Here is a 25,300-nt window from a genome sequence, read left to right on the forward strand (position 1 = left end):
CCTTCTATATCTTATGGTCATACATAATCTACTCGCTTTGTCTGCATGCGATGTGCGTTCGTCGTATTCCTATTACCAGCCCAAAAGCAGCGCGATAGCAATTTCCTCTGCGCTACAGTGACCAGAAACCCGGTAAACATGTTATTTTCATTGATAAGTTCTTTACTGTGTCGCCGAAAATAAGAGGCCAGCATGGATTACACCAAAATTATCAAAGAAGTGGGGCGCGGGAAAAATCATGCGCGTGATGTCGATCAGGCAACGGCTTATGAACTGTATAGCGCGATGCTGCGCGGTGACGTGCCGGAGCTGGAGCTCGGTGGGCTGCTGATTGCGTTTCGCATTAAAGGCGAATCCGAAGCCGAGATGCTGGGTTTTTATCAGGCGATGAACGAGCATGTATTACGCCTGACGCCGCCTGCAGGCTTTCCTATGCCCATCGTGGTTCCTAGCTATAACGGGGCACGCAAGCAGGCAAACCTGACGCCGCTGTTGGCGCTGCTGTTGGCAAAACTGGGTTTTCCGGTCGTGGTTCACGGCGTCAGCGACGATCCGACCCGTGTCACCAGTGCTGAAATTTTGCGTAACCTCGGCGTGACAATTGCGGAGAGTGCCGAGCAGGCTCAGCAGGAGCTTGATAACGGCAGCCCGGTATTTATCCCTGTGTCGACATTATGTCCGGCCATCGATCGCCAGCTACAGCTACGCTGGCGGATGGGGGTGCGTAACAGTAGCCACACGCTGGCTAAGGTGGCGACGCCGTTTGGTGAAAGCGACGCGCTGCGCGTCGCCAGCGTTTCCCATCCTGAGTATGTTTCCCGCGTGGGGACGTTTTTTAATGACATCAACGGGCGCGCACTGCTGATGCACGGCACGGAAGGGGAGGTGTACGCTAATCCGCAGCGCTGCCCGGAAATTCATTTTATCCATCAGCAAAATACCAAAGTGCTGCAGCTTCGGCAGGAGATTAGCGTCGCACCCGATGCGTTGCCGATTGCGAAGGATGCCGCAACGACGGCGCGCTGGACGGTACAGTGCCTGACGGGTGAAATTGCCATACCGCAGGCGATCCGTCTGCAGCTGGCGTGCTGTCTGGTTGCCGCCGGCGAAGCGGCGACAATGGAACAGGCTGTCGCCACGATTAAGAAACGCCTTGGCTGATTGGTTTGCCGGAGCGAGTTCGGACGCGGTTTATCGCGCCACTTCACGCAGCCAGACGGCTGTCATTTGAAGAGAGAAGGAATAGCATGCAACAGGTAGCGGATTATTTTAACGCTTTGAATCGCGACTATCTTGCGGTTCATCAGGCGAAAGAAGAACTGTTTTGGCAGCTGTATATGGGAACGAGCAACGATGACGTGTCCGAGCGTTTCTCCGCCGCAGAAAGTGCATATAAGCGTTTTATTTCGCAGCCGCAGCGTCTGGCTGAGCTAAGAACCCATCTTGCGGCACTGGAAAACAGTCCGCGTGACGAGCAGCAGCAGGCGTTGTTGCACGGTTTACAAGGCTGGTATCGGTTTTTCGACTGCAATGTGATTGAAGATCCGCAGGCTCAAGCGCTGATGGATGAGATTATCACCGCCGAAAGTGCGTTATACGCCAAGCGCAAATCCTATGAAATGACGCATCTGGATGCCATGGGGGAACGTGTTTCCGCTTCGCTCGGAGAACTGCTGACCAATCAGACGACCAATGATACCGAAGCCTATCGGCAAAGTTCCCAGCAGGCGCTGCGCGATCTCGAACAGTGGCTGTTGCAGAATGGCTTCCCTGAGCTGATTTCACTGCGTAACCGCTTTGCTCGCCAGATGGGCTACCGCAACTATTTTGACTATAAGGTCAACAAGACGGAGCGGATGACGCCGGAGCAGCTTTTTGCCATCCTCGATCCTTTTGAAGAACAAACGCGTGAAGCGAATACTCGCAGCCTGAAAAATCTGGCGGATGAAAAAGGTGAGGATGCGCTGCAACCGTGGAATATTCGCTATGCCAGCGCGGGCGATGTGACGCGCCAGCTCGATCCCTATTTCCCTTTCTCTGCGTCGCTTGAACGTTGGATTAACAGCTTTAAGCGTCTGCGCATTGGGTTTAACGGTGCAGAAATGCAGCTCGATTTACTGGTGCGCAAAGGTAAATACGAGAACGGCTTTATGCATGGCCCCGTGCCGCCGTTTGTGCAGGAAGGAAAATGGGTTCCGGCGCGGATTAATTTCACCAGTCTGGCAAAGCCGGATCAAATTGGCAGCGGTGCCAGCGGCATTAATACGCTGTTTCATGAAGGTGGACACGCCGCGCATTTTGCCAATATTCGGCAGAACGCGCCCTGTTTTTCACAGGAGTTCCCGCCAACTTCAATGGCTTATGCGGAAACGCAGTCCATGTTCTGCGACAGCCTGCTGGGTGATGCCGACTGGTTAAAACGCTATGCAAAGAATGCGCAGGGAGAGACGATTCCTGATGAATTAATCCGTGCGGATATCAGCACGCAGCAGCCAATGCGAGCCTTTAGTGAGCGACACATCCTGCTGGTGCCGTATTTTGAGTGGCAACTCTATTCGTGGGACGACGAGGCGCGTACGCCGGAAGCGATGACGAAACTGGCGCGTGACACTGAGCAGCGCATTTTGGGTATTAGCGGTAGCCCACGCCCGACGCTGGCGATCCCTCATCTGCTGTCTATGGAGTCGGCGTGTTCTTATCAGGGATATCTGCTGGCATTGATGGCGGTGGAGCAGACGCGCAGCTATTTCCTGCAACGCGACGGTTACCTGACGGATAACCCGGCTATTGGCCCTGACTTGGCGCAACACTATTGGCATCCGGGCAATAGCGTCAGTCATGACGATACGCTGCGTAGCCTGACCGGTGAGGGTTTCAATCCCGCTTATCTGGCGCAGGCCTGTAATCTGACGGTTGATGAAGCCTGGCAACAGGCAGAAGAGATGATGGCTCAGGCGGCGGGTCGTCCACAGCCTGCTGCGGATTTCGAACTGTCTGCACGTATTCGCGTGGTCGATGGTAGTCGCGTGCTGGCAGATAATGAACAGAGCGACGAGAAGATGTGCCAGGATTTTGCGGCGTTTATTGAACGAGAATATCCGCGTTCGCAGGCATAACGTTCGCTGACATCGCGAGTAAGAGAAAGGGGGCGAAAGCCCCCTTGTTGATCAAGATACGTGTTGCAGGAATTCACGCAGACGGTCGCTGGGTGGATTCGTAATCAGCGTTTCCGGGTCGCCATCTTCTGCGATGCGGCCTTTATCAATAAAGATCAGACGCGAAGCCACTTTATGGGCAAAGCCCACTTCGTGAGTGACGATCACCATCGTCATGCCTTCTTCTGCCAGATCTTTCATGACGGTCAGCACTTCATGACGCAGTTCCGGGTCGAGTGCAGAGGTCGGCTCATCAAACAGCATCAGCTTCGGTTTAACCGCTAACGCGCGGGCGATGGCCACACGCTGTTGTTGACCACCGGAAAGCTCGGAAGGGTAATGATGCGCGCGTTCTGACAGACCCACTTTCGCCAGTAATTCCAGCGCCAGCTTCTCGGCATCGGCTTTACTCGCGCCGCGAACCCGAATAGGACCGAACGCGACGTTTTCCAGCGCGGTAAGATGCGGGAACAGATAGAACTGCTGGAATACCATTCCTGCTTCCTGACGGATTAAACGCTCGTCAACGCGCGGATCGTTTACTTTAAGGCCATCTACAACCAATTCACCGCTGGTAATTTCTTCCAGCTTGTTGATGCAGCGCAGCAGCGTGGATTTACCGGAACCCGAAGGCCCGATGATGACCACCACTTCACCCTGACCGATGGTGAGATCGATATTGTGTAAGACCTGTGTCTTGCCAAAGTGTTTGGATACGTTTTTAAATTCAATCATATAATCTTAAGTCTTCTTTCCAGACGACGCAGAATAAAGCTGAGGACCAGCGTGATGCACAGGTAAATAATGGCAACCGCAGTCCAGATTTCCAGCGCACGGAAGTTGCCCGCGATGATTTCCTGACCTGAACGCGTGAGTTCAGCCACGCCGATGACAATAAACAGTGACGTATCTTTGATGCTGATAATCCACTGGTTACCCAGAGGCGGCAGCATGCGACGCAGGGCGAGTGGGGCAATCACATGGCGTAACGTCGCGCTGCGAGACAGCCCAAGCGCCAGACCCGCTTCACGGAAGCCGTTATGAATCGACAATACCGAGCCACGGGTGATTTCCGCGATGTAAGCACCAGAGTTAATCATGATGGTGACGACGGCGGCGGCAAAAGGGTCGATTCGTACGGAGGTGAAAATCATCGGCAAGGCGAAGTAAATAAACATCACCTGCACAACGATCGGGGTGCCGCGGATAATTTCAATAAAAACGAGCGAAATGCGGCTGGAAAACCAGCCGCCGTAGGCGCGGGCAAAACCCGCGACCACGCCAATCACCAGGCCGCCAAGCAGACCCAGAACAGAAATCAACAACGTCATTTTTGCCCCTTCCATCAGGAGGGGCAGAGAAGGCCAAATGGCGCTCCAGTCAAACTGCATGGAATATCTCCAGATTAAATCGGCAATTACTTAGGTTCTACGCCAAACCACTTCTTGTAGATCTCAGCATAAGTGCCGTTTTCACGCAGTGTTTTCAGGGCGCCGTTCACTTTTTCACGCAGCTCGTTGCTGCCTTTCGGGAACGCGATGCCGTATTGCTGGGCTTTAATGGATTCACCTACCGCTTTAAACTGGCCGTTGCCTGCGGTTTTGATGAAGTAGAGGATATTTGGCGTGTCGTGCAGCACGGCGTCAGCACGGTTGGTGCCCAGTTCCATGTAGGCGTTGTCGATATTCGGGAACTGGCGCAGGTCTTTGGTTTTGATATTGGCTTTCGCGTAATCAACGGAACCTGTGCCGCTCTTCACCGCAACGACTTTACCCGCCAAATCCTGCTCGCCTTTGATGTCGTTGTTGTCCGCTTTGACCATTACCAACAGGCCGCTGTTGTAATAGCCGTCAGAGAAATCGATTGCTTTTTTACGCTCTTCAGTAATCGTAATGCCTGCAAGCGCCAGATCGATGTTACGTGTTTGCAGTGCGGGAATAATGCCGCCGAAGTCCATTGGCTTCAGGGTGTACTTCAGGTCTAGCTGTTTAGCGATAGCATCCCAGAGGTCGATGTCAAAACCGACGTACTTGTCGCCTTGTTTGAATTCAAAAGGGACAAAAGCGGTGTCTGTTGCGACAATCAGTTCTTTCTCAGCAGCATAGCTAGATACGCTCATCATTAGCGTCAGTGCAGCCAAAGAGGCCTTAAGTAGTGATTTCATCAAACCCTTCCTATTAGCAGTTGTGGGAGCTTTTTGTTTTACAGGCGTTTTAAGCATAGTACATCGTACGAAAGTGAAACCTGGGTCAGTTACCCTGCGTTGTGCTTAACCTGTTGCTTTATTTATTGCCCTGCCAGCGGTGAAATTTTCACCTCCGATTCTCACAGGCAAGGCGCTGCTATGATTAACTGATTTACAGAAGGGAAACAACCGTTGATTAGCGTTATGACCAATTAATGCGGGCAAAAGCTATTTTTTTGAGCGTCTTAACGGATAAAATGCGTGGTTTGTGCGGGTTGGGCTAAGAAAGAGGGCGGTTTGAGTCGAGTGACTGGCAGAAAAAAGGCTGCCTAAGGCAGCCTTGAACGCGTTTGCGGGATGATAACGCCGATTATTCGATGTTTGATTCAATGAACCACAGGAACTGATCCAGATCGCGTGACGCGGCGGTTAGAATGTCCGCAGAGGCCTCATCTTCCGTTTTACCAATGGCTTTGCGTACGTTGTTGGCAACAATCGCATAGCGTTCGGCCAGCGCTTTAAGATGATCCTGAACGCTATGGATAGTGGTTGGGTAGCTTTTCAGTGAGGTTTGTTTACCCACGATTTGCACCGTACCCAGCGCAACACCGCCTATCTGCACCACGCGCTCGGCGATGGTATCCTGATGGTCAATAATCGAGGTGCGGAAGCCATCCAGCATTTCATGAACGGCGATAAAGTTTGCACCGCGCATGTTCCAGTGCGCCTGTTTGGTAATCAATGACAGGTCAATGAAATCAACAACCAGTTGGTTTAACAGCGCGATCGTCGAGGTCTTAACGCTATCGTCCAAATCATTACGAGTGTAAAGCAGTTCGGACGGTACTGATTTCACGAGTTTAGCGGTAGGCATAATAGTATCCTCTCTTTAATTATTGATAGTCTTGCTGTTCAATGTGACTAATTATAGCAGCGATAAAAATTAATACTGAAAAGAATCACCTATCAAATGGATAGCTATAGCATAACGATGGTGTGGGTATTTGTAGTCAGGATTTCTCTGATATCAATAATGTGGCAGTGGTGATGTGAAGGTAATGTTTTAATTACTACTGAAACATCATGTCATATATTGATAAATATCATCACTGGTTAGATGAAAATAGTTATTATTCTCTGCTTCTTAAATAGAATGACGGCATCGCTTTCATCTTGAAATATACTGTGTACGAGTAAAAGGAGTCGTGGCGAATGAGAGTGAATATTATTGGTACCAGTGGAAGTGGCAAATCTACGCTTGCTCGTCGCTTGTCTGAAAAGCTGGCTATTCCGTACATTGAAATGGATGCACTGTTTTGGTTAAAAGATTGGCAAGAACGGACGGATGCCGATTTCTTTCAACGGCTTGAAAGCACGCTGGAGCCTGACAGCTGGGTGTTGGATGGCAACTATAATCGAACGCGTGATATCAAATGGCGTAATGTTGATGTCGTGATTTGGGTCGATTACAGCTTTAGTCGCACGCTTTTTCAGGCGGTACGGCGTGCCTTTCTTCGGGCATGGCGTAAAGAGGAGCTCTGGAGCGGCACGGGTAATAAAGAATCTTTTCTCCGTAGTTTCCTTAGCCGGGATTCAATTATCCTCTGGACAATAAAAACCTATTCAAGAAACCAGAAACGGTATTTGGCGGATTTAGCCGATCCTCGTTATCGCCATATCCGTTTTATTACTTTGCGTTCTCCTCGGGAATGTGAAACTTTTCTGCAACACTTCCCCAAGGAAATACACACTCATTCGGCTTGAGTCGTTACTTTGGCTGCACCCGCTGGTTTGATTGTCAGCGTTGCACCGATTGACGCGATGATAATAAAGATCAGCGCCATCCACTGAATAAACGATAAATGTTCGCCGAGAAAAAGAATCCCGGAGAGGGCGGCAATAGCGGGTTCCATACTCATCAGCGTGCTGAACGTTCTGGCGGGCAGCCGGGTTAATGCCACCATTTCCAGAGAATAAGGAAGTGCGGTGGACAGGATGGCGATGGCAATACCGAGCGGGAGTATAGAGAGCGAAAACAGCGTGCTCTCGGCGTAATACGCACCAATAGGGCAGAAGATCAGCGCAGCAATGCAGGAGCCGATAGCAACGGTTCCCGGCCCGTGATTTGCCCCCGCTTTTTGCCCAAACAGAATATAAAGTGCCCAACAGGCACCGGCACCCACGGCGCAAGCTGCACCCGTTAAGTCAACATTGCCGATATTGTGGCCCAGCGGCAACAAGAACCATAGCCCGGCAACGGCCAGAAAAACCCACAGAAAATCAATCGGTCTGCGTGAGGCTAACATCGCAACGGCAAGTGGGCCGGTGAATTCCAGTGCGACAGCAATGCCAAGCGGCACCGTCTGTAATGACAGGTAGAACAGAAAGTTCATCCCGCCCAGTGTTATGCCATACACCAGCAGCGGCAGGCGGTTACTGCTAAATCGCATACGCCACGGTTTAAAGATGATGCACAGAATGATCGTACCAATTCCCAGACGCAGTGCTGTGACGCCAGTGGCTCCAATGAGTGGAAACAGGCTTTTGGCCAGAGCGGCACCGCTTTGGATAGAAAGCATCGAGATAATGATGAGCAAGACAGGTAAAAATGATGACGAGCGGTGGGAAAATAAGGTCATTCTTTTGGCCTTAAAACAGGTATAACATACCGTTGCTATTATATCCAATTGTAAACAATTTGTCTGGTATGAATTGACTTTTATTGACCTTTATTTACGTACCATTTAACTGGCGTGTTTTTGTGCAATATAATTAGCATACAAACTGAGCGGGTGATTCGGAATTATCTGTTTTACAGCGCCGTGGTGAATTTATTTTTAATCTAACTGTCACAATAAAAAACTCAATGTAATTAGCGTGATAGGTCGTTTTTGACAATATTTGTTACATCTAAAGCCTAATTGATAAATATTTATAGGGCGGCAAGTCCCGAATTTCTTTGTTATATTTACTCCGTTAGTTAGTCTTTCATAAAATGAATCTGAGGCTGTAAATATGAAAAAAATCGCGTGTCTTTCCGCTCTGGCTTGTGTATTAGCCGTTGGCGCAGGTTCTGCATTTGCTGGTCAAAGCACTGTAACTGCAGGCTATGCTCAAGGTGATGCTCAGGGCGTACAAAATAAAGTTAAAGGCTTTAACCTGAAATATCGTTACGAGCAAGATAATAACCCACTGGGCGTTATTAGCTCATTCACCTACCTGGAAAAAAATGGTAGCGATAACGGTCTGTACAGCAAAGGTCAGTACATGGGCTTCACTGCGGGTCCAGCTTACCGTCTGAATGACTGGGCAAGCCTGTATGGTGTTGTTGGTTTCAGCCACGGTAAAGTGACGAATAACGCGACCAATGGTCTGAACAACAGCAGCAACGACGATTACGGCTTCACCTACGGTGCGGGCGTTCAGTTCAACCCAATGCAGGACGTTGCTCTGGATGTGGGTTACGAACAAAGCCGTATCCGCAGTGTTGACGTTGGTGCCTGGGCTGTTGGCGTAGGTTACCGTTTCTAATCTAGCCCTGTAGGGGTTGTTTACCCTCAGTGTTGGTTGTTAGATGTGTCGAAAGAATCCGCTCTTTTTAGGGCGGATTTTTTTATGGCGAGCTTCCTGCCCGCCACCCTGCGGACCGTCGCAAGCGACGTTTTTTACGGCTATTTGTCTAAATCAGCGATGAGTATCATCAGTCATTTATCCAGTCACTTTCCAGTTGGTCGATATCCAGTCCTTCTTGCTACCGTTGATCAAATTCATGCGGTGTCGGTCTGTCATAAGATTTTATCTTGACGTTAAGATTCTTTATGTGAAGATAATGTTCATCAAGTTGTAGTGATTTACTCAAGCTATTGAGGTTATACATGGTAGTGACATCAACGGCCCGTACGCGGGCTTTTCTGTTCTTCACAATTATCCTATTGGGACTAAACTTACGTCCTGTTCTGGCGGGGATTGGCCCATTGCTGAATCAGATTCAGGCTGCAACGGGCCTGGATGACAGCATGGCGGGAATGTTAACTACGCTCCCGGTGTTCGCTATGGGGTGGTGCGCGTTATATGGCGGCCAGTTGCAGGCGCGTCTGGGTGAATACCGGGGAATCACGCTGGGTATTGTGGTCATTGCTTTGGCGTGTAGTGCCCGCTGGTGGCTGAATAGCGGTATTGCGCTGCTGGTTAGCGCTGCGCTTGCCGGAATCGGGATTGCCTTGATTCAGGCGCTGGTGCCATCGTTTATCAAGCTCCATTTTGGTCGCCATAGCAGTCTCCTCATGGGTTTTTATACCACGGCGATTATGACCGGTGCGGCATTTGCGGCTTCATCGGTTTCTCCGCTGGCAAATATGTGGGGCTGGCAAAGTGCGCTGGCCTGCTGGGGAATTGTGGCGCTGGTGGCTGCGGTGGCCTGGCGGTGTATCCCTAAAGCGTATACCGTGAAGCAGGATGCAGTGGCTGTTGTAGCAACGCGCCGAAGCGGAATGGACTGGCTGCTGATGGTATTCTTCGGCATTGGTACGGGCGCGTATACGCTGGTGCTAGCATGGCTGCCGCCGTATTACATTCAACTGGGGTTAGATGCGACGCAAAGTGGCCTGATGTTGGGCGGACTAACGCTGACCGAAGTGATTTCCGGCCTGCTGGTATCAACGTTCATCAACCATTTTCCCGATCGCCGCAAGCTGTTGCTTCCTATCCTGAGCGTGATGCTGGTGGGAATGATTGGGTTGATTGTGGCACCGCTGACGTTTACGTATCCCATTATTATCATGTTGGGCGTTGGCATTGGTGCGCTGTTCCCGCTATCGCTCATCGTGGCGTTGGATCAGGTAACCGAATCACATAAAACCGGTTCACTGATGGGCTTTGTGCAGGGCGGTGGCTACATCCTCGCCAGCCTGATGCCGCTGCTGGCCGGTTTCATTCGTCAGCATACGGCAGGTCTGGAGCAGGCCTGGATGATTATGACTGTTGGTGTGGTCGTGTTGATTATCATGGCGACCCGTTTTGCTCCGGTGAAGAGCACGAGTCGCTAAGCGGTTTGTGGTGTTGTAAGCGAGCGGAAAACCGCTCGCTATCATCAATTTGTTGGGGGGCGATAGCGCCATAGCCAGCGTCCGCTCATCAGGCGGCGGTAATAGAAGAACCCGCGTACAATCCAGTCAAAGAACATCCCCATCCACACGCCGATCACGCCAAAACCGAGCATCACGCCGAGGATATATCCCGCGATGACTCGACATCCCCACATGCCTGCCATTGCTACCCACATGGTGTAGCTGGCGTCTTTCGCGCCTTTTAGACCGGCAGGAAGCACCCAGGACGCCGCCCAGATCGGCATAAATAGCGCGTTGAGCCACAGGAGATGTTTTGCCACTTCGATAACTTCCGGCTCATTGGTGTAAAACGACGCCAAAAAGCTGGCGCTGGGCACCGACAGGACGGCAAGTACGCACAGTCCGATATTGGAGAGCCAGAAGATGTGCTTCAACTGGCGGGTGGACTGCATGATTTGGCCTTTCCCCAGCCGTGTACCAACGATAATGGTGGCGGCTGCACCGAGTGAATTACCGGGAAGGTTGATCAGCGTTGAGATGGAGAAAGCAATAAAGTTTCCGGCAATGACCTCGGTCCCCATATCTGCCACAAAACGCTGGGTAATCAGCTTGCCGATGTTAAACATCACGGATTCAATGCTGGCGGGAATACCGATACTGAGCACTTCATAGAGGATCGACAGGGTAAAAGGCGCAAAGTAAGACTTGAAGGGAATGCGCAGCGCACCGTTAAAACCGTGCATTAGCGTCAGAATCACGAATACCGCACCGATATAGCGTGAAATGGTAATACCAATGCCCGCGCCAACAAAACCAAGACCATCCCAGGAAAATGCCCCATAAATCAGCAGGCTACTGATGCCAATATTGAGAATATTCATTCCAATGTTGATGACCATCGGCAACTTGGTATTGCCCGCGCCCCGCAACGCGCCACAGCCTACCAACGCGATAGCGACAGCAGGATAGCCCCACACCGTCCAGCGAAGGAACGTGAGAGCAAGTGCTTTAACCTGTGCGTCGGCCTGTCCTGCGATCAGATCGATAATTGCTGAGCCTGCGAATTCAACCAGTGCGACCAACAAAAACGATGACAGAACCAGTAGAGACATCGACTGACGAGCGGCCGATCGCGCCTGCTTTCTGTTGCGTTGTCCCAGGCTGAACGCGACAACAACGGCGGTTCCCAATGCGACGGCGGTAAAGAATGCGATGATGACCATGTTGAAGCTATCGGCCAGACCGACGGCTGCCATGGCCTCTTTCCCCAGCCAACTGACCAGGAAGGTGCTGAAAACCCCCATCAACACGACGCAAAGGCCTTCAATAAAGATCGGGAAGGCGAGCGGTGAGATTTCTCTCCAGAAGAGGACGCGGTTGGAGTAACGCTTTTTATACCAGTCTGTGTCTTTTAATTTTTTCATGAAACGATCTTGGCGGTATCTCAAGTTTCCCAGTCGGCACGGTAAACAGAGCCACAAGGTGGCCACAAATAACATTATTTTTGCACGGTACTTATGTGCATACAGTGACTTATCCATACCATTACTGATCCATTTTGTACGATCGTGGCAGCATGGCTGTTTTTTAAAATAGCGTTTCTGTTTACAGAGTATCAGCCGCTAAATCGATGTCCAGTCTGGATTGCTTTCTCCGCGTGGAAAGTTGTTGCACGTGTCCATTATTTAATTTAGATTTTACTTAATTAGATTTATCTAAATTAATGGTGACACGCAAACAATCAGCGATATCACCTTCCTTGCTGACTGAATACCACGTTGAATGATGCATGATGACGGGTTTCAGCTGCTCAAAAAGAGGATCACGACCATGCCAACGCCACTTGCTATCTCACCTGCTCAGGCTCGTAAATTGTTAGATGAAGGTGCGGTGCTCATTGATATTCGCCAGCCGGAAGAATATGCCCGCGAGCACATCGCACAGGCAAGGTTGCACCCGCTGAATTCCTCTGCTGGGTATGTCCTTCCTGATGATGGCAAAGAAGGACAGGTTGTGATTTTCCATTGTTTGTCCGGCATGCGCTCGGAACAGAATGCCGACGTGCTGGCGCAGGCGGTTTCACCCGCAACGGTATTTCTTCTGGAAGGGGGAATGACGGCATGGAAAAAGGCAGGATTTCCGACGGAAGTGAATCGTAAACAGCCGATTGAACTCATGCGGCAGGTTCAAATCGCCGCTGGCATACTTATTCTGGGTGGTGTATTACTGGGTTACAGCGTAAACAGCGCTTTCTTCCTGCTTTCTGGTTTTGTAGGAGCAGGACTGCTGTTTGCAGGGATTACGGGTTTTTGTGGCATGGCAAGACTGTTGATGAAAATGCCGTGGAACCGTGGCACCAAACGCTGATGTGCCGGGATGGTTTGCCGGAAGAGTAAGCGGAGTGTTAACCGATAACGTTAAAGAATAGGGGCAGTAATATGGACATGAAAAACATTCCGTTTGGTACGACTGACTGGTCGCAAATAGAGCCCACCGAGCACCGGGGCGACACGGGGATCGCCTACTGGCGAACACAGCATTTTGATAACATCCGGGTTCGTATTGTTGAGTACACGCCAGGCTATCTGGCCGATCACTGGTGCTCTAAAGGGCATATTCTGCTGTGCCTTGAAGGTGAACTTCACACGGAATTGGACGATGGGCGTGTTTTTGTCCTAAAACCGGGGATGAGCTATCAGGTTGCGGATAACGCGGAAGCCCATCGCTCCTACACCGAGACGGGTGCCAAGCTGTTTGTTGTCGATTGATGCCAGAGGGCTAACCCAGAGTACGGAGATTAGCCCTCGATTTTAGCTAACCCATCTTGTCTAGTTTCGCGTTCGTCGAAGCTAGTAAAAAATCTGTGTAGAAATGCTCAATCCGTTGATAGGGATGGAAGAAATTCGCTTCTAAGCCCCTTGTCGATATCGATATATAACCAGAATATTTGAGTGGTTAATGGTGCCACTACATGAGTCAGGAGTGTATGAACATGTCTATCAGAATTGAACTTGCAGAATCTATGGAAGTGCTGAGCCTTCGGGTTGCTGGCCCCTATTACGAGAAAATACCCCAAGGATTTGATGATTTATGCTGTAACGCACACCATTGTGGAAAAAGGGGACTTTGCGAAAGCTTGGGATGACTTTTATAAAGCCATTCATGCGCAAGGATATCACCCGGCGGGAGATATCTGTTATGAAAATTATTTGTGCGACGGAAGCAACGGTAACTGGGAAATTGAAATATGGCAGTCTGTTGAAGCTGTGAATTAAGCCCGTTTATTGAGATTGGTTTAAAAATAAAAATATCGGAGCAGCCTGCATCGTTACTGTTAATACTCCGTGAAAAGATTACATTATGGTATGTCTCTGGCATGGTGAGGTTATTTATCATTATCACAGGCACTCAATGAATGCCTGTTGTAATGCATCACTTAGTCACTGAGTTATCGATAGTCTTAATGGCTGTCCCATTCTGTTGTTTGATGATGTTTAACTGAACCCCGTCAGATTTGCGCGTAGCTAAAACATTAATATCCTTTTCATCATCGCAATTGAAATCGCCTTGCAACGATAACGCGATGGCTTTCAGCGAATCATCGGTAGAGAAGGGAATATACGAGACAGTATTGTCGTTCCTGATCATTTTGACACCTACAGCGCCAGTAATGTCGTTCTGATACAGGTTATAGACCTTTCCATTACGAGAGTCGGTATCAATAAATACCTCTGTTCCCAACGCTTTTGCACTCGTCAAAACAATCGCGTCAATGTCGGCACCCGGTGAATCGGCATATTTCGACAGACTGGTGTCGACGATTTTCAGATAGGTAAATGAATCAGACTCGGAATCAATCACGTCAACGTCATACCCGATTACAGAACCACGATTGGTTGTCGTCTGAGCTGATGCAGGATTAATTGCCTGAAACACGGGTGTGGCTTTGATCCATTCACTGCCGTCATTGGATACGTAGGCATCCCACGATTCATAGGTTCCTGCTTCATAGACATAAAAATCTGCATCGGCAGTACCGCTCTTTTTAATCGCGTACGGGGTAAAACGCACCACAACGCTACCTGCTGCACCGAGAGAAAGTATATTTTCATTCGCGCTGTAGCGGTTAGGTTCGCCAAGTATTCTTTCGGGCACTTTATAACTCGAAGATACATTAGGGCCTGGCGTATAGCTTACGATTTCCGTGGCAAAACCAACCGCGGTACCTGGAATATCGGGATATCCTTTATAGGTTTCTGCAAAGGCTGACGCTGAGAATAGGCACATTAATGCAATGGCATATTTTTTCATTTCACTTCCTCTTAATATAAAAAATCCCACGATTATGGGGAATGCATTGATGTCATTTTACGTCTGCCAGCTCGTTGATAATTAGTCCACGGCAGTATCGATGGACATTGTGCTAGCACGTAAACAGCACGTGTAATCGAACCGACAATAGGCTGCGCCTAATAGCACTGACGACCGATTCACGTTGGCAATGGTCTCGGAAACCTTCGGTGCTTCATTTAAATCTGTTTTAGTACTTATGCGAGGTGGATTTTCCTGATAAATGAACCTGTTATAGCGATGAAAGATCAGCAGAAGTCGCGCAATTGCAATGATATTCTCAATCTGCTTTGCGTAGCATTGTGTTATTGACTTTGCTATCTGGGATATTTATGTCTGGAAGGAAATGGATATTTTTAGGATTGCTGCTGGGTTTTATAATTCACCATTGTGACGGTAAACGCCTGCGCGTATGAAAGACGCGTAGAATCTGGAGCATATTATCTTTCACGCGGTAGGAGATGATGCAGAAATAGTACATTAATACCAGCTCACGTGTTCCTGGCACACGGCAAGGTCTTCCCATTGCTGGCTGTTGCGGTAGTAATCCCGTTACCCTTTGGACTTCATCTACGAACTGTCTGGCAGCCTGTGGAGCGTCTTGAGCGATGTCGAGGTACTCGGCTTCCAAATTGGCCGCGGCTTTACGCAACCATTTAATTTCCATGTCTTGCCGTACCTAATTTTTTAAATAGATTGTTCATCTCATCTGGTGAGGCAAAATCACCTGCATCGGCTTCTTTTATGGCTTGCTCGATCTCTGCTATTTGCCAGGCTTCCCGTGCAAGATAGTCTTCAACGGCTTGTCCGGCCAGAAAAGGGCGGGTGTGTCCCGTAGCTTTAGCCAGCACATTTTTTCCTAGCTGATAAAGTGAGGCAGCAAAGGCCAATATTGATACCGCCGCGCCATGCTGCTGGTAGTAGTCATGATAGTGTTTTCATCAAGCTAGGGAATGTCTCTGGGCAGATAGTTGGCATATGGGTTTTAACCGGCGTCTGAAAGGCTTTGTGGATCTTAGCTGCGGGGTTAGCGGGAATCAACCGGAGTTAACCGCATAATCCATCACCTCGTTAATTCGCTGGCTCACCCGCTTGACGGTTTTCAGTTTGCCGCTGGCCTGTATAAAGATTTACGGCCTGGGTGAAATGGAAACTTATGCGCTGCTATGGCAATAACCGACAGGCAGGCACAGTCAAAAAATGGAAATCTTAAAAAATGTGTGAAACTAAAGTGAGTAGTGCTTACAGTCCGTGCTAACGTAGCGAATAACTTTCCCTTCTTTCTTTAACGGGATTTTTCTATCTAACAGGCTGATTCGTGCTTGCCTTCAATGAAACTGGAGTTATCTGGTCAGTGTAGATAGTTAAGCAGGTTTGCTGGTCAAGTAGTGGTAATGTGAGATATAAAGCTGGTAAGTTATAAACAACGTTTGGGAGAGTTAAAATTTCAATCTGATAAGTATCAATCTTACATTTGGTAGTAAACACTCCTATAAGGTTACATAGATATAATAATTATTCTTCTTTTAAGAAAAGGAAATAACATGAGGAAATTTTTTATCGCTTTTAGCATTATTTTTCTTGCTGGCTGTTCTGCTAAGTACAATTCTACGGCAATACAGAAAAATGAAGAGTTACTCATCAAAAATAAAGAGATTGTAATAGCTGTCCCAGCTAACGGTATCTACTCTACACAAGAGTACGCTGGTTCTGGGAGCAGCACAGCAAACGTTATTAAAGCCGCATTTTTACGTTATAGCGACAATGTAAAAACCATTTCTGAATGCAGCAATATGAATTGCTTAGTGTCAAAATCACCAGTATCTGATGGATATTATATAGTTCCTCAAATTCTTCATTGGGAAGATAGAGCGACAGAATGGTCTGGCATTCCTGATAAGATGGAAGTAAAAATAACTATCTATAAGGCTGATAACCAGAAACTATTGTCCTCAGTGATCCTGTCTGGGAAAAGTAAATTTGCAACGTTCGGTGGAGATCACCCTCAAGATTTATTACCTGCCCCTGTAAGGGAGTATGTTGCTTCTCTATACTAAATAAAGTACTCAGCACCCTATAGATGGGTGCTGGATAGCTTATTAATAGATAAGGAGTTTAATGCTCCACAATTAATTTACGAAAAAATCTTTTTTATCCAGCGAGTTATCATCAAGTGCAGGGCCACAGCAAACTCTGTATCTCGTATCTTCTGCGAGTTTCTTCCGATTTCCTACAATCATTACTTTGAGGTGACTGTGAGGATAGAGATAGGATCAATATGGAATTTTCGGTGTGTCAGTTTCTCCGAGGTGCACTTCGACATAGCGCCCCGAATCTTCAATAACTGCGCATGATCCGACAGGGCAATTGGTGAGTGTGTTGTCGTCGAGTACGCAGATCGTCGTTCCGTGATAGTCGATTTGTCTCATTCTTTCGGTTCCTTCCGTCAGTGGTTTTACCATTGTTTTACCATCGGCAAATTTAAGGTATAAAAAAAACCAACCGTAAGAGGTTGGTTTTTCTGGGGAAATTTGGTCGCACGAGAGGATTAAAGTAATGAATTTAACTTTATGAAATATATAATTTATTTTTCATGTTGATATTTAGCGTATGCCTATAGCTATGCCTAAAAGTCAAAGTCATCCCATCAACAGAAAATATTGCCTCAAACTTCGAACCTTCAGACGATAAAGTATTACATCGGGTCTACGCTGTTCAAGTGACAGAAAAACTGAAAAGAGTGGTGAATAGTTAGTCATTCAGCCTGGTTCAACTATCCTTTTTTAAGGAAAGGACAATTGATAGCGGATGATCATATGAAAAACTTGTCGGACAAAGACATTAAAGAAATCAAAAAATGGCTAAATATCGATACCTATCGTCAGTTTGAAAACATATCTCTTGAGCGGCTTTATCTTGAGCTGGTGATGAGGTCGCTGTTTTTTAGTTCTGACCATAGTGATTATGATCGCTGGGTGGTTAAAACTTATGCCAACAGTCTCTTCAGTGGGGATCCCTTCCTCGTTACAGATAGTCATATGAATCAGCTTAAAACAGAAGCCAGACTTTTGGTATCCCCATACTTTTCTGTAACAACGACCGGAAGGTTGGCACATCTTTGTTTTGACGGGATGAAGAAGTCGTTATTTGGCTGGAACAATGTTGATGATTATTGGATAGATGAAAAAGTCGACGAGCTCCCTGTTGCAGAGGCTATGCCGATATTATGTGAACACCGGGTTATGATAGAGATAAATCTCACCAGTGGCTCTGACGAAGAAATCGCTGAATCACTGAAAGCCATGCTTCCTCAGTGGCGTAAAATCCGGAAAATTGAGCCGGAGTCATTAGACACCATTCGCTTTGGTCACAGCACAATCAAGAAAATTATCGATTACAGACTGATCCCATTACTCGACATACTGACATGGGCAAAGCACCATGATATTCGGGTGTCAGATAATCACCTTTCCTCTCTGCTTCACTGCGATTCTGATGAGGAAAATAAAACAAGAATGGGGAGTCATATAAAAAATACTGACAAACCCCTTGCGCTTAAAACCGCCAGCAAGTCATTCATCCTTCAGTTTTATAATTTTCTTAACAAGAACAACCATTTGAAAGAAATGCGGGTTTCGGATGTTATAACGCTCGCGGACAAGGACTAAAAACACGCTAATTCTGGATGTGCTGAAATTCGCTTGTTTCCCTGAACTTTTCATATAGTCTCTTCTAAAAAGCGAGGAGAGACTATGAATACCCAGAATCGCCTTATTCTAACCCCGAAGTAATGAGAAAAACCGGCTTTGGAAAAGCCTGGATCTATCGCCTTATTAGTGAAGAACGTTTCCCCCAACCTGTGAAAATTGGTATCCGTGCTGTCGCATTTGTTGAAAATGAAATTGATGAATGGATATTAACCGCGATTGAAAAAAGAAATGTATTTTAAAAGTGTAAAGAATTTCAATCAATAAAGGCTATATATTTTACAGAATATTTGACAGATTTTAATGAGGGCTTTTTTTTAAAGGTTTTGCGGGGCATTATTAAGTCTCAGGTGTACTTAAATTCAATTAAGTATACCTGAGATATTAAATGTAAAAAATATCGTTATTATCTGATTGATTAAAAATAATTTTAATTATTATTTTCCTGTCATTTTCTTAAGATTTTTTTGTAAATTTATTATTTGTAATTTAATAATATATTGCACCTAGAGTGCTTTTGTAAAATATTTTAAGGAGAGATTATGGATCATATTAGAACGAATACATTTATGTTTGATAATGGTGAGCGATATTGCCATATTATTAACAGTCTGACAGGAGAGCCGCTTTTTGATCCTAATCTTTATATAACGACAAACGTCAGGAACAAATCGGTGTCGATTAATACAATGGAGGTGGTTGCCGGAAGTCTGGTATTACTTTATCGATTTTTTCATATGAGAGAAATAGACATCGTGGATCGGATCACCCGAATGGAATTTTTAAGTTCTTATGAAATTGATGCACTGGCTGATTTCGCTTCGAAAAACTTCAAAAATAGGGAAAAAACGTCCGGTAGCAGAAGTGTGAAAGCGCCGACAAAGTATTTCAGACTGACGTTTATTTGCCATTACCTTGACTGGCTATACCATCATCACTTACCGCATTCGGTAGACGTAAATCTTGACGCCCGGATCACAAGGATGGTGGCTGAACTGAAAAATAAAAGACCTGATTCTGACGGATATCGTGACTATATCCCTGAAAAGTCCTTAACGAAGGCGCAGCAAGATATTCTGTTTAACGTAGTCAGCGTTGGGTCTGCATTAAATCCGTTTTCTCCTGAGGTTCAGACACGGAACAGGCTCATCATTTTATTACTGTTCAGTTACGGGGTCAGAGCCGGTGAGCTTTTAAATCTCCGGATCAGTGATATTGATTTTGCCTGTTCCTCTATCACTATCCAGCGCCGCGCCAATGACAAATCAGATCCAAGGGTTAAGCAGCCGCTTGTCAAAACGCGGGGAAGGGTGCTCCTCTCTGAGAAAGCGGTCATGTCTGAATTATATAATTACATCCAGCAAGACAGGCTAAAAATAAGAAATGCAAAGAAAAATGATTTTCTTTTTATTACCTATAAGAAAGGGGATACAGAGGGAAATCCCCTGTCGATGTCGGCTTACCGGAAAATTATCCATACGATTAGCCAGTGCTCACCGGAGTTGTACGGGGTAACCGGGCATCAACTGAGACACACATGGAATGATCACTTTTCTTCCATGTCAGACGCCCATGGTCTTTCTGAGGTGAGAGAAGGGCAATGCAGAGTGTATTGTATGGGCTGGGTGCCGGGCTCTGAGATGGCGATGATCTACAACAAAAGACATCTTACTAAAAAGGCAAATGAAACCTCACTGGCTGTTCAGCAAGAAATCATCAGGGAGATGTTATGAATAAAGTGAAAGAAAACAAACCCTGTTTAATGGCAACACGTTCAGGTTATTCATTTTCTCTCTCCGATACACGGTGGCATCTGGATAAGGATAATACGGTCAATGTTTATTCTGTATTGCAAACATTAACCCCGTCATTGCATGAGGGGTATCTCAATACACTGGCTTTTTTTGCCTGTAAACGGAGTGCGGGTTATGTGGTGAATATCAGTAACAGCCTGAAGCGTTTTATTTGTGAGATGTCCCCTGATTATATTGATGAGTCAGCGATCCTGAATTACAGAGCTTCACCTGCAACACCGCTGGCAAGTCTGATGGTGCTGAGATGTTTTCTGATTAAGTGGCATTCCCTAGGTTATGCGGGTATCGATGACAATGCCATTACGCTGTTGAAAGCCATGAGAATAAAGGTTAAAGCGCCCGGAGACGTTGTAAAACAGGAAAGCCCTGAAAAGGGCCCCTTAACGGATACGGAGCATAAGGGATTAAACAGGGCGATCCACCATGCCGGGAAAAACGGCAGGATCACGCTGTCTGAGTCTGCAATGGCATTGCTGGTCAGCCTGACCGGAAGACGACCCTTGCAAATCACCTCATTAAAATATCAGGACATAAAAGAAGAGAATAATAGTGATTCCGGCTATTTCATCAACTTCCCCAGGATCAAACAGGGGGGCGGATTCAGGAGGACCTTCAGGCTCCTGAACGTTGATAAATATCTGTTTGATATTGTCAGGCAACAGGCAGAGGCGTCGGTAAGCCGGATTGAGAAGGCTATCGGCAGGGCGCTTCAACCGGCAGAAAAAGAGGATGTGCCTGTTTTTCTGTGTGAGTCGCAATGTCGTCTGAGCGAAGGTCAGAATATGACGGCGTTACTGGCGTCGGACAGACTTCATGCTTCCCGAAACGGGGTTAATTATGCACTGATCAACGTGGTTAATACCGAGCAGGTCATCTCTGAAAGAACCGGTGAAATCATGAAAATAAGTCCCCGACGACTCCGTTATACCCTTGGCACCAGGATGGCGCGTGACGGGTATGATGTGCAATACATTGCAGAGTTGTTAGATCACTCTTCCACGGCCTGTGCCGGGATTTATGTTGAAAATTTACCGGATAGTGTCGTCAGGATTAACCAGGCTGTTTCTGACAAATTATCCTTTATTGCCGATGTTTTTCTTGGGAAAGAAAAGCCGAAAGTAAAAAGCTGTTCATCCTGTGCGACAGCCATTCCGTGCCATCAGTGCCTTTATTTCAGACCTTTCACTCACCAGAATAATGACGAGGTGGCGCATGGGTAACGTGACCGTATTCAAATCTCAGGCCGGGTTGAGTGCGGAAAAGAATACCGGTGATTTTATTGTTTTTTGCCGGGATAAGCTGACCGTATTTGGTGCGGATTTAAACTGGCATTCACCTGTCTGGAAAGGCATTGCAACGTTTTGCAAGCTGGGGACGGGGAGAGGCGCAGTCAGCAATGAATGTGCCATGGACAGCGATTTCATTTCTTTTGCCAAAAGCTATATCCGTTACCAGCAGGCGTTACGCCCGGTCAAACGTCACGGTGCGGCACTCATGGCACTAAAGTGTCTGGAAAAAGCGCTGTTGCAGGTTTGCCGGAATGCCCATATCTATAACACGTCGGTTCTGGTGCTGGATGAAGCGATGCAGACCGCCAGACAGTATTATAAAGATAATGTGTTATACCAGTGTGGCACACAGCTTGAAAAACTGGCGCAGTTTCTTACGACCCACTGCTTCGTTAGCTGTGGTTTTTTTCGCTGGTGCAATCCGGCTAAACCCGATTTCAAAAATCATTACCTGCCTGAGAAAGAAGATCCGGACAGAAAGCATAAATTACCGGACGAACGGGCTTTACTCGCTATCGCTGAAATTTTTTCACGACCGGATGATGAACTCAGTGAGCGGGATTTGTTTACCACCTCGGTCTTTGCCCTGCTGATGTGCTCACCAAACCGTATTTCAGAAATTCTGGCATTACCGGCAGACTGTGAGATCACCCGGAAAGATAAAAATGGCGTGGAGCGTTACGGGCTTCGCTTTCATGCCGTCAAGGGCTATGGGGCCACTATCAAGTGGGTGCCTGATGTTATGGTGCCGGTTGCCAGAAAAGCAGTCAGCCGGTTACGTCTTCTGTCGGAAAACGCCCGTTCAATAGCGAAACGGGCAGAAAATCAAACATGTTCAGCAAAACCTAAGACTGCTGCACGCTCTGTAAACGAGAAGGTGATGCCGTGTCTGCCTGCGGATTTTCCCTGGTTTGATAAAGAAAAGTCTGTGCGATATAGCAATGCGCTGTGTCTGCTGAACAAATATCAGGGCTGTGAGAAAAGGGAGACGCGGGACGTTCAGATTTGCAGGCCAGCGTATCATTTCTTTGCCTCTGATATTGCAAAGATGAGACCTTCCGGCACGGTGAAGAATATCTTTGCACGTCATGGTTATACCGATGATGAGGGGAACCCCTTATTTCTGCGCTCCCATCAGCCGAGGCACCTTCTCAACACGCTGGCGCATCAGGGGGAACTTTCAGAAATGGAGATCGCCAAATGGTCAGGCAGAGTCAGTGTCATGCAGAACCGTGCCTATAATCATGTCTCTCAGGAAGAGATGCACGAGAAAATCAAAGAGCTGAAGCTGGGTGCTCATGGCTACGCTCTGCCTGTCAGTATTCCGGTTATCACAGAAGAGCCGGATCACGGTGCGGTTCACGTCACGCCCTACGGTTATTGTGTTCATGACTACCTGATGCTCCCCTGCAAGAAATTAGCCAGCACGTTGCATTACGGCTGGGCAGGGGGAATGAACGGGCATGAGCCTGTCAAAAAAATCCGTCAGCACCTTCGGATGGCGAAAAAGGCAGTGAAAGACGCGTATTTTGGTGCGGATAAATGGGTGGCTCACCACGAAGCCGTATTATCTGTTTTAGAGAAAATGCAGAGCAAAAAAATGAAAACATCTTATAAAAATTAATCATCAGGAGGCCGTATGGCAAAACATTTAACATCATCAGATATCACAGTCATTAAAAAAACGCTTCAGGGCTGGCAAGGAAAATTAACATGGGAAGCGCTTTGTATCGAAGTTGAAAAATTTATCGGAAAGAAACCCAGTCGTCAGTCATTGAATATGCATAAAGATATCGTGACGGCCTATTTAATGAAAAAGAAAATGATACAGACAAGCCGCGTTGAACCAAAGAAACCCGCCAGCCTGAAAATTGCGGCGCAGAGAATACGACATATTGAAAACGAGATGGTAATGCTTGAGCAGCAAAACAACCGTTATAAAGAGCAGTTTTCCCTGTGGCAGTATAACGCCAATAAATATGGTCTGAAATTGCATCAGCTTAATGAACCGTTACCTGAAAAAAAGTGACTATAAACGAAGTCAGGTAGCGTAAATATATTTTTACGAATTGCTTGATTTTTAATTTAATGGTGATATTGATACGTTGTCAGGATGACAATTAATAATAATTTAAATGCAAGGATGCATAGTTATGAAAAAAATAAACATGAGTTTAATGGAAAGATATTTGCTTTTGCTGGACAGGTTTGTTGATAAGCTCGATGAATCGGGCTTTTCAGAAGCAGAAATTACTGAGCAGTCTTATCTTTTTTGTGCAGGATTTTATATTAAATACCAGCAGGACATAGAGAATCTGACGTTTTCAAACCGAGAAGTGGTGCTAAGTTTTCTGCTTCTCTCTTACTATTGCCATATCGAAAAAATCAGTGATGATTTGATTGATAAAGCCCGTCTGAATAAAGTCTTTCTTTCCATCATCAGCTTCATCACCAACAACGGTGGAAGAACCGAGCGGATCTACGTGCATGAGAAAAAGAAGTATGACGCGAACAAGCTGATAAGAGCCTCAACGAGCGTCAGGAAGAGTGGTTGTCGACTGTGATGAAATGTATTAGCTAAGACCCTATCTGGCACAGTTGCTGCGTAGAGCTAAGCGTAATCTGACTGGCGGCTCTGTGCCAGGAGCGGAAATTCACTTCATATTTGCTCAAATGGTAGGCAAAAAAGAGTACTGACAACAGGGTAAAAATGCAGAGGATTTGTGCTATTATCACTGTATATTAGTACAGTCATGATGAGCATCATTAGATGAATTGAGGATCACATTATGGGCGTAACAAAAGAATGGGTTATGGATGTTGAAGAAAGTCGTCGCGAGGAATGGATACGAGAACGGCTTTCCAATCAGGATTTGGACGAATGGTCCGAAGAGTGGCAAGAATTGGAAGCTGAGTTCCATAATTATCAAGATTTTTTGGCGGATATGGCTCAGGAAGAATATGAAGAGCAACAATGGTTAAAGCAAAATCCGCATACGGTAATTTATGATTCAGCGATCAACATATTGCAAGAAATTAAAGAAGAAGCAAAACAGCATAAAAGTGAAGTGTTTATCAAAATGCAAATTTCTTACAGCATAACCATAATGGAAAGTTGTCTTAGTGAAATGCTTAAGAGTGTTGCTTTATCTAATGAAATATATGTGATTCATGCAATACAAAACATAAAAAAACTGAGCGACAAGTCAGTACCAATTACTGATCTTTTAGTAAAGGAAAACACTGCTAGTAAATATGTTCAGGATTATCTTTCAGATATTCTTTATCATAAGATATTATTGGTTGTTGAAATTTATAAAGCAGTTTTGCAACCCCAAAAGTATAAAGGCATTTCACTTAAGGATGTGCTGTCTCTGACTAAACTCAGACATGATATAGTTCACCGCAATGGAAAATCTCTAAATGGAGAGATTCATATTTTCAACTCTGCTAGTCTTGATGCAGCATTTAAGACTGTAAATGAATTCCTCACGCATATGAAAGATTTGATCAGTGATGCCGTTGAACAACACGAGAGCGAGCAGATCTCCAGGGATCTGAATGACGAGTTTTGAGTTACTTTTTGCATGGGGAAGAGTTGGCGTCGTGTCCAGTAAAGACTTGGCCGGATGAAGCTTTCGCTTTGTTCCTGCAGCGGACATTGTTGACAGCGGACCTTCAGCTCAGTTAGTTCGTCTGCTTCGTGCCGTCTTTATGCATACCCTAAGACCAGT

Annotated in this window: 26 protein-coding genes and 1 pseudogene; 17 read left to right on the forward strand and 10 right to left on the reverse strand. The window is 46.7% G+C overall.

All coding sequences use genetic code 11. The features are described 5' to 3' along the window. Positions 1 to 192: 192 nt before the first annotated feature. Positions 193 to 1,161, forward strand: coding sequence for a DNA-binding protein YbiB (gene ybiB, locus NXT09_RS01135; RefSeq protein WP_268578569.1), 969 nt, complete (start codon positions 193 to 195; stop codon positions 1,159 to 1,161). Positions 1,162 to 1,247: 86 nt separating this feature from the next. Continuing rightward, positions 1,248 to 3,116 (forward strand): M3 family metallopeptidase, encoded by a 1,869-nt coding sequence (locus tag NXT09_RS01140; protein ID WP_268578570.1) that lies wholly within the window; start codon positions 1,248 to 1,250, stop codon positions 3,114 to 3,116. A 51-nt stretch (positions 3,117 to 3,167) separates the two neighbouring features. Here the strand turns inward: NXT09_RS01140 and glnQ are convergent, their stop codons facing one another. The 4 genes from glnQ to dps all read right to left on the reverse strand — a co-directional run bounded on the left by glnQ (position 3,168) and on the right by dps (position 6,214). After that, positions 3,168 to 3,890, reverse strand: a complete 723-nt coding sequence (glnQ, locus tag NXT09_RS01145; protein ID WP_014914973.1) for a glutamine ABC transporter ATP-binding protein GlnQ — start codon at positions 3,888 to 3,890, stop codon at positions 3,168 to 3,170. Then, on the reverse strand, positions 3,887 to 4,546 hold the full coding sequence (glnP, locus tag NXT09_RS01150) for a glutamine ABC transporter permease GlnP (RefSeq protein WP_005972676.1): 660 nt from the start codon (positions 4,544 to 4,546) through the stop codon (positions 3,887 to 3,889). Before glnP ends, glnQ begins: the two co-directional genes overlap by 4 nt. A 26-nt stretch (positions 4,547 to 4,572) precedes the next feature. Beyond that, positions 4,573 to 5,319, reverse strand: a complete 747-nt coding sequence (glnH, locus tag NXT09_RS01155) for a glutamine ABC transporter substrate-binding protein GlnH (RefSeq protein WP_268578571.1) — start codon at positions 5,317 to 5,319, stop codon at positions 4,573 to 4,575. Between the two features lie 391 nt (positions 5,320 to 5,710). Continuing rightward, positions 5,711 to 6,214 carry a DNA starvation/stationary phase protection protein Dps gene (gene dps / locus NXT09_RS01160; protein ID WP_039273124.1) on the reverse strand — a complete coding sequence of 168 codons (504 nt, stop codon included), beginning with the start codon at positions 6,212 to 6,214 and terminating at the stop codon, positions 5,711 to 5,713. Positions 6,215 to 6,552: 338 nt separating this feature from the next. On the opposite strand from dps, the gene NXT09_RS01165 reads away from it, so the two are divergent. Next, entirely contained in the window at positions 6,553 to 7,104 is a 552-nt protein-coding gene (locus NXT09_RS01165; protein ID WP_205550964.1) for an AAA family ATPase, read from the forward strand. Here the strand turns inward: NXT09_RS01165 and rhtA are convergent. After that, positions 7,092 to 7,979: a threonine/homoserine exporter RhtA gene (rhtA, locus tag NXT09_RS01170; RefSeq protein WP_268578572.1), complete on the reverse strand. Its 888-nt coding sequence runs from the start codon at positions 7,977 to 7,979 to the stop codon at positions 7,092 to 7,094. The genes NXT09_RS01165 and rhtA overlap by 13 nt on opposite strands. 376 nt (positions 7,980 to 8,355) lie before the next feature. On the opposite strand from rhtA, the gene ompX reads away from it, so the two are divergent. After that, positions 8,356 to 8,871: an outer membrane protein OmpX gene (ompX, locus tag NXT09_RS01175; protein ID WP_014914977.1), complete on the forward strand. Its 516-nt coding sequence runs from the start codon at positions 8,356 to 8,358 to the stop codon at positions 8,869 to 8,871. 344 nt (positions 8,872 to 9,215) lie between these two features. Further along, entirely contained in the window at positions 9,216 to 10,385 is a 1,170-nt protein-coding gene (locus NXT09_RS01180; protein ID WP_268578573.1) for an MFS transporter, read from the forward strand. Between the two features lie 44 nt (positions 10,386 to 10,429). Here NXT09_RS01180 and NXT09_RS01185 read toward each other — a convergent pair whose 3' ends face one another. Then, on the reverse strand, positions 10,430 to 11,830 hold the full coding sequence (locus NXT09_RS01185) for an EmmdR/YeeO family multidrug/toxin efflux MATE transporter (RefSeq protein WP_268578574.1): 1,401 nt from the start codon (positions 11,828 to 11,830) through the stop codon (positions 10,430 to 10,432). Between the two features lie 406 nt (positions 11,831 to 12,236). On the opposite strand from NXT09_RS01185, the gene NXT09_RS01190 reads away from it, so the two are divergent. The 3 genes from NXT09_RS01190 (at position 12,237) to NXT09_RS01200 (ending at position 13,681) form a co-directional block, all read left to right on the forward strand. Continuing rightward, positions 12,237 to 12,773: a rhodanese family protein gene (locus NXT09_RS01190; RefSeq protein WP_268578575.1), complete on the forward strand. Its 537-nt coding sequence runs from the start codon at positions 12,237 to 12,239 to the stop codon at positions 12,771 to 12,773. A gap of 71 nt (positions 12,774 to 12,844) precedes the next feature. Then, positions 12,845 to 13,174: a DHCW motif cupin fold protein gene (locus NXT09_RS01195; protein ID WP_039527441.1), complete on the forward strand. Its 330-nt coding sequence runs from the start codon at positions 12,845 to 12,847 to the stop codon at positions 13,172 to 13,174. 315 nt (positions 13,175 to 13,489) lie between these two features. After that, positions 13,490 to 13,681, forward strand: coding sequence for a hypothetical protein (locus NXT09_RS01200; protein ID WP_268578576.1), 192 nt, complete (start codon positions 13,490 to 13,492; stop codon positions 13,679 to 13,681). Between the two features lie 157 nt (positions 13,682 to 13,838). On the opposite strand, the gene NXT09_RS01205 is transcribed toward NXT09_RS01200, so the two are convergent. From NXT09_RS01205 to NXT09_RS01220, 4 genes and pseudogenes are all read right to left on the reverse strand, one after another. Then, on the reverse strand, positions 13,839 to 14,717 hold the full coding sequence (locus NXT09_RS01205; protein WP_268578577.1) for a cell envelope biogenesis protein OmpA: 879 nt from the start codon (positions 14,715 to 14,717) through the stop codon (positions 13,839 to 13,841). Positions 14,718 to 15,138: 421 nt separating this feature from the next. Continuing rightward, a complete protein-coding gene (locus NXT09_RS01210; RefSeq protein WP_268578578.1) occupies positions 15,139 to 15,423 on the reverse strand; it encodes a type II toxin-antitoxin system RelE/ParE family toxin in 285 nt (94 codons plus the stop codon). Then, a complete protein-coding gene (locus NXT09_RS01215; RefSeq protein WP_268578579.1) occupies positions 15,413 to 15,646 on the reverse strand; it encodes a CopG family ribbon-helix-helix protein in 234 nt (77 codons plus the stop codon). The genes NXT09_RS01210 and NXT09_RS01215 overlap by 11 nt, the downstream gene beginning before the upstream one ends. A gap of 37 nt (positions 15,647 to 15,683) precedes the next feature. Then, positions 15,684 to 15,880 (reverse strand): annotated as a pseudogene (locus NXT09_RS01220) (phage integrase central domain-containing protein); the annotation flags it as partial. A 420-nt stretch (positions 15,881 to 16,300) separates the two neighbouring features. Between NXT09_RS01220 and NXT09_RS01225 the strand changes: the two are divergent. From NXT09_RS01225 to NXT09_RS01265, 9 genes are all read left to right on the forward strand, one after another. After that, entirely contained in the window at positions 16,301 to 16,813 is a 513-nt protein-coding gene (locus tag NXT09_RS01225; RefSeq protein WP_268578580.1) for a DUF4823 domain-containing protein, read from the forward strand. 759 nt (positions 16,814 to 17,572) lie between these two features. Then, positions 17,573 to 18,424, forward strand: a complete 852-nt coding sequence (locus NXT09_RS01230; protein ID WP_268578581.1) for a DUF6387 family protein — start codon at positions 17,573 to 17,575, stop codon at positions 18,422 to 18,424. A 122-nt stretch (positions 18,425 to 18,546) separates the two neighbouring features. After that, positions 18,547 to 18,705, forward strand: a complete 159-nt coding sequence (locus NXT09_RS01235) for a helix-turn-helix transcriptional regulator (protein ID WP_010305240.1) — start codon at positions 18,547 to 18,549, stop codon at positions 18,703 to 18,705. 300 nt (positions 18,706 to 19,005) lie between these two features. Beyond that, positions 19,006 to 20,196: a tyrosine-type recombinase/integrase gene (locus tag NXT09_RS01240; RefSeq protein WP_268578582.1), complete on the forward strand. Its 1,191-nt coding sequence runs from the start codon at positions 19,006 to 19,008 to the stop codon at positions 20,194 to 20,196. Beyond that, positions 20,193 to 21,497, forward strand: a complete 1,305-nt coding sequence (locus NXT09_RS01245; RefSeq protein WP_268578583.1) for a site-specific integrase — start codon at positions 20,193 to 20,195, stop codon at positions 21,495 to 21,497. The genes NXT09_RS01240 and NXT09_RS01245 overlap by 4 nt, the downstream gene beginning before the upstream one ends. Before the next feature lie 364 nt (positions 21,498 to 21,861). Continuing rightward, positions 21,862 to 23,190, forward strand: coding sequence for a DNA-binding protein (locus NXT09_RS01250; protein WP_370690888.1), 1,329 nt, complete (start codon positions 21,862 to 21,864; stop codon positions 23,188 to 23,190). A 15-nt stretch (positions 23,191 to 23,205) separates the two neighbouring features. Next, complete coding sequence (locus tag NXT09_RS01255) at positions 23,206 to 23,595, forward strand: hypothetical protein (protein WP_121328614.1); 390 nt, start codon at positions 23,206 to 23,208, stop codon at positions 23,593 to 23,595. Between the two features lie 124 nt (positions 23,596 to 23,719). Further along, positions 23,720 to 24,130, forward strand: coding sequence for a hypothetical protein (locus NXT09_RS01260; protein WP_121328616.1), 411 nt, complete (start codon positions 23,720 to 23,722; stop codon positions 24,128 to 24,130). Between the two features lie 225 nt (positions 24,131 to 24,355). Then, on the forward strand, positions 24,356 to 25,141 hold the full coding sequence (locus NXT09_RS01265; protein ID WP_268578585.1) for a hypothetical protein: 786 nt from the start codon (positions 24,356 to 24,358) through the stop codon (positions 25,139 to 25,141). The last annotated feature ends 159 nt before the right edge of the window (positions 25,142 to 25,300 follow it).

Origin of the sequence: Pectobacterium jejuense (assembly GCF_026800125.1) — a bacterium.
GTDB lineage: Bacteria > Pseudomonadota > Gammaproteobacteria > Enterobacterales > Enterobacteriaceae > Pectobacterium > Pectobacterium jejuense.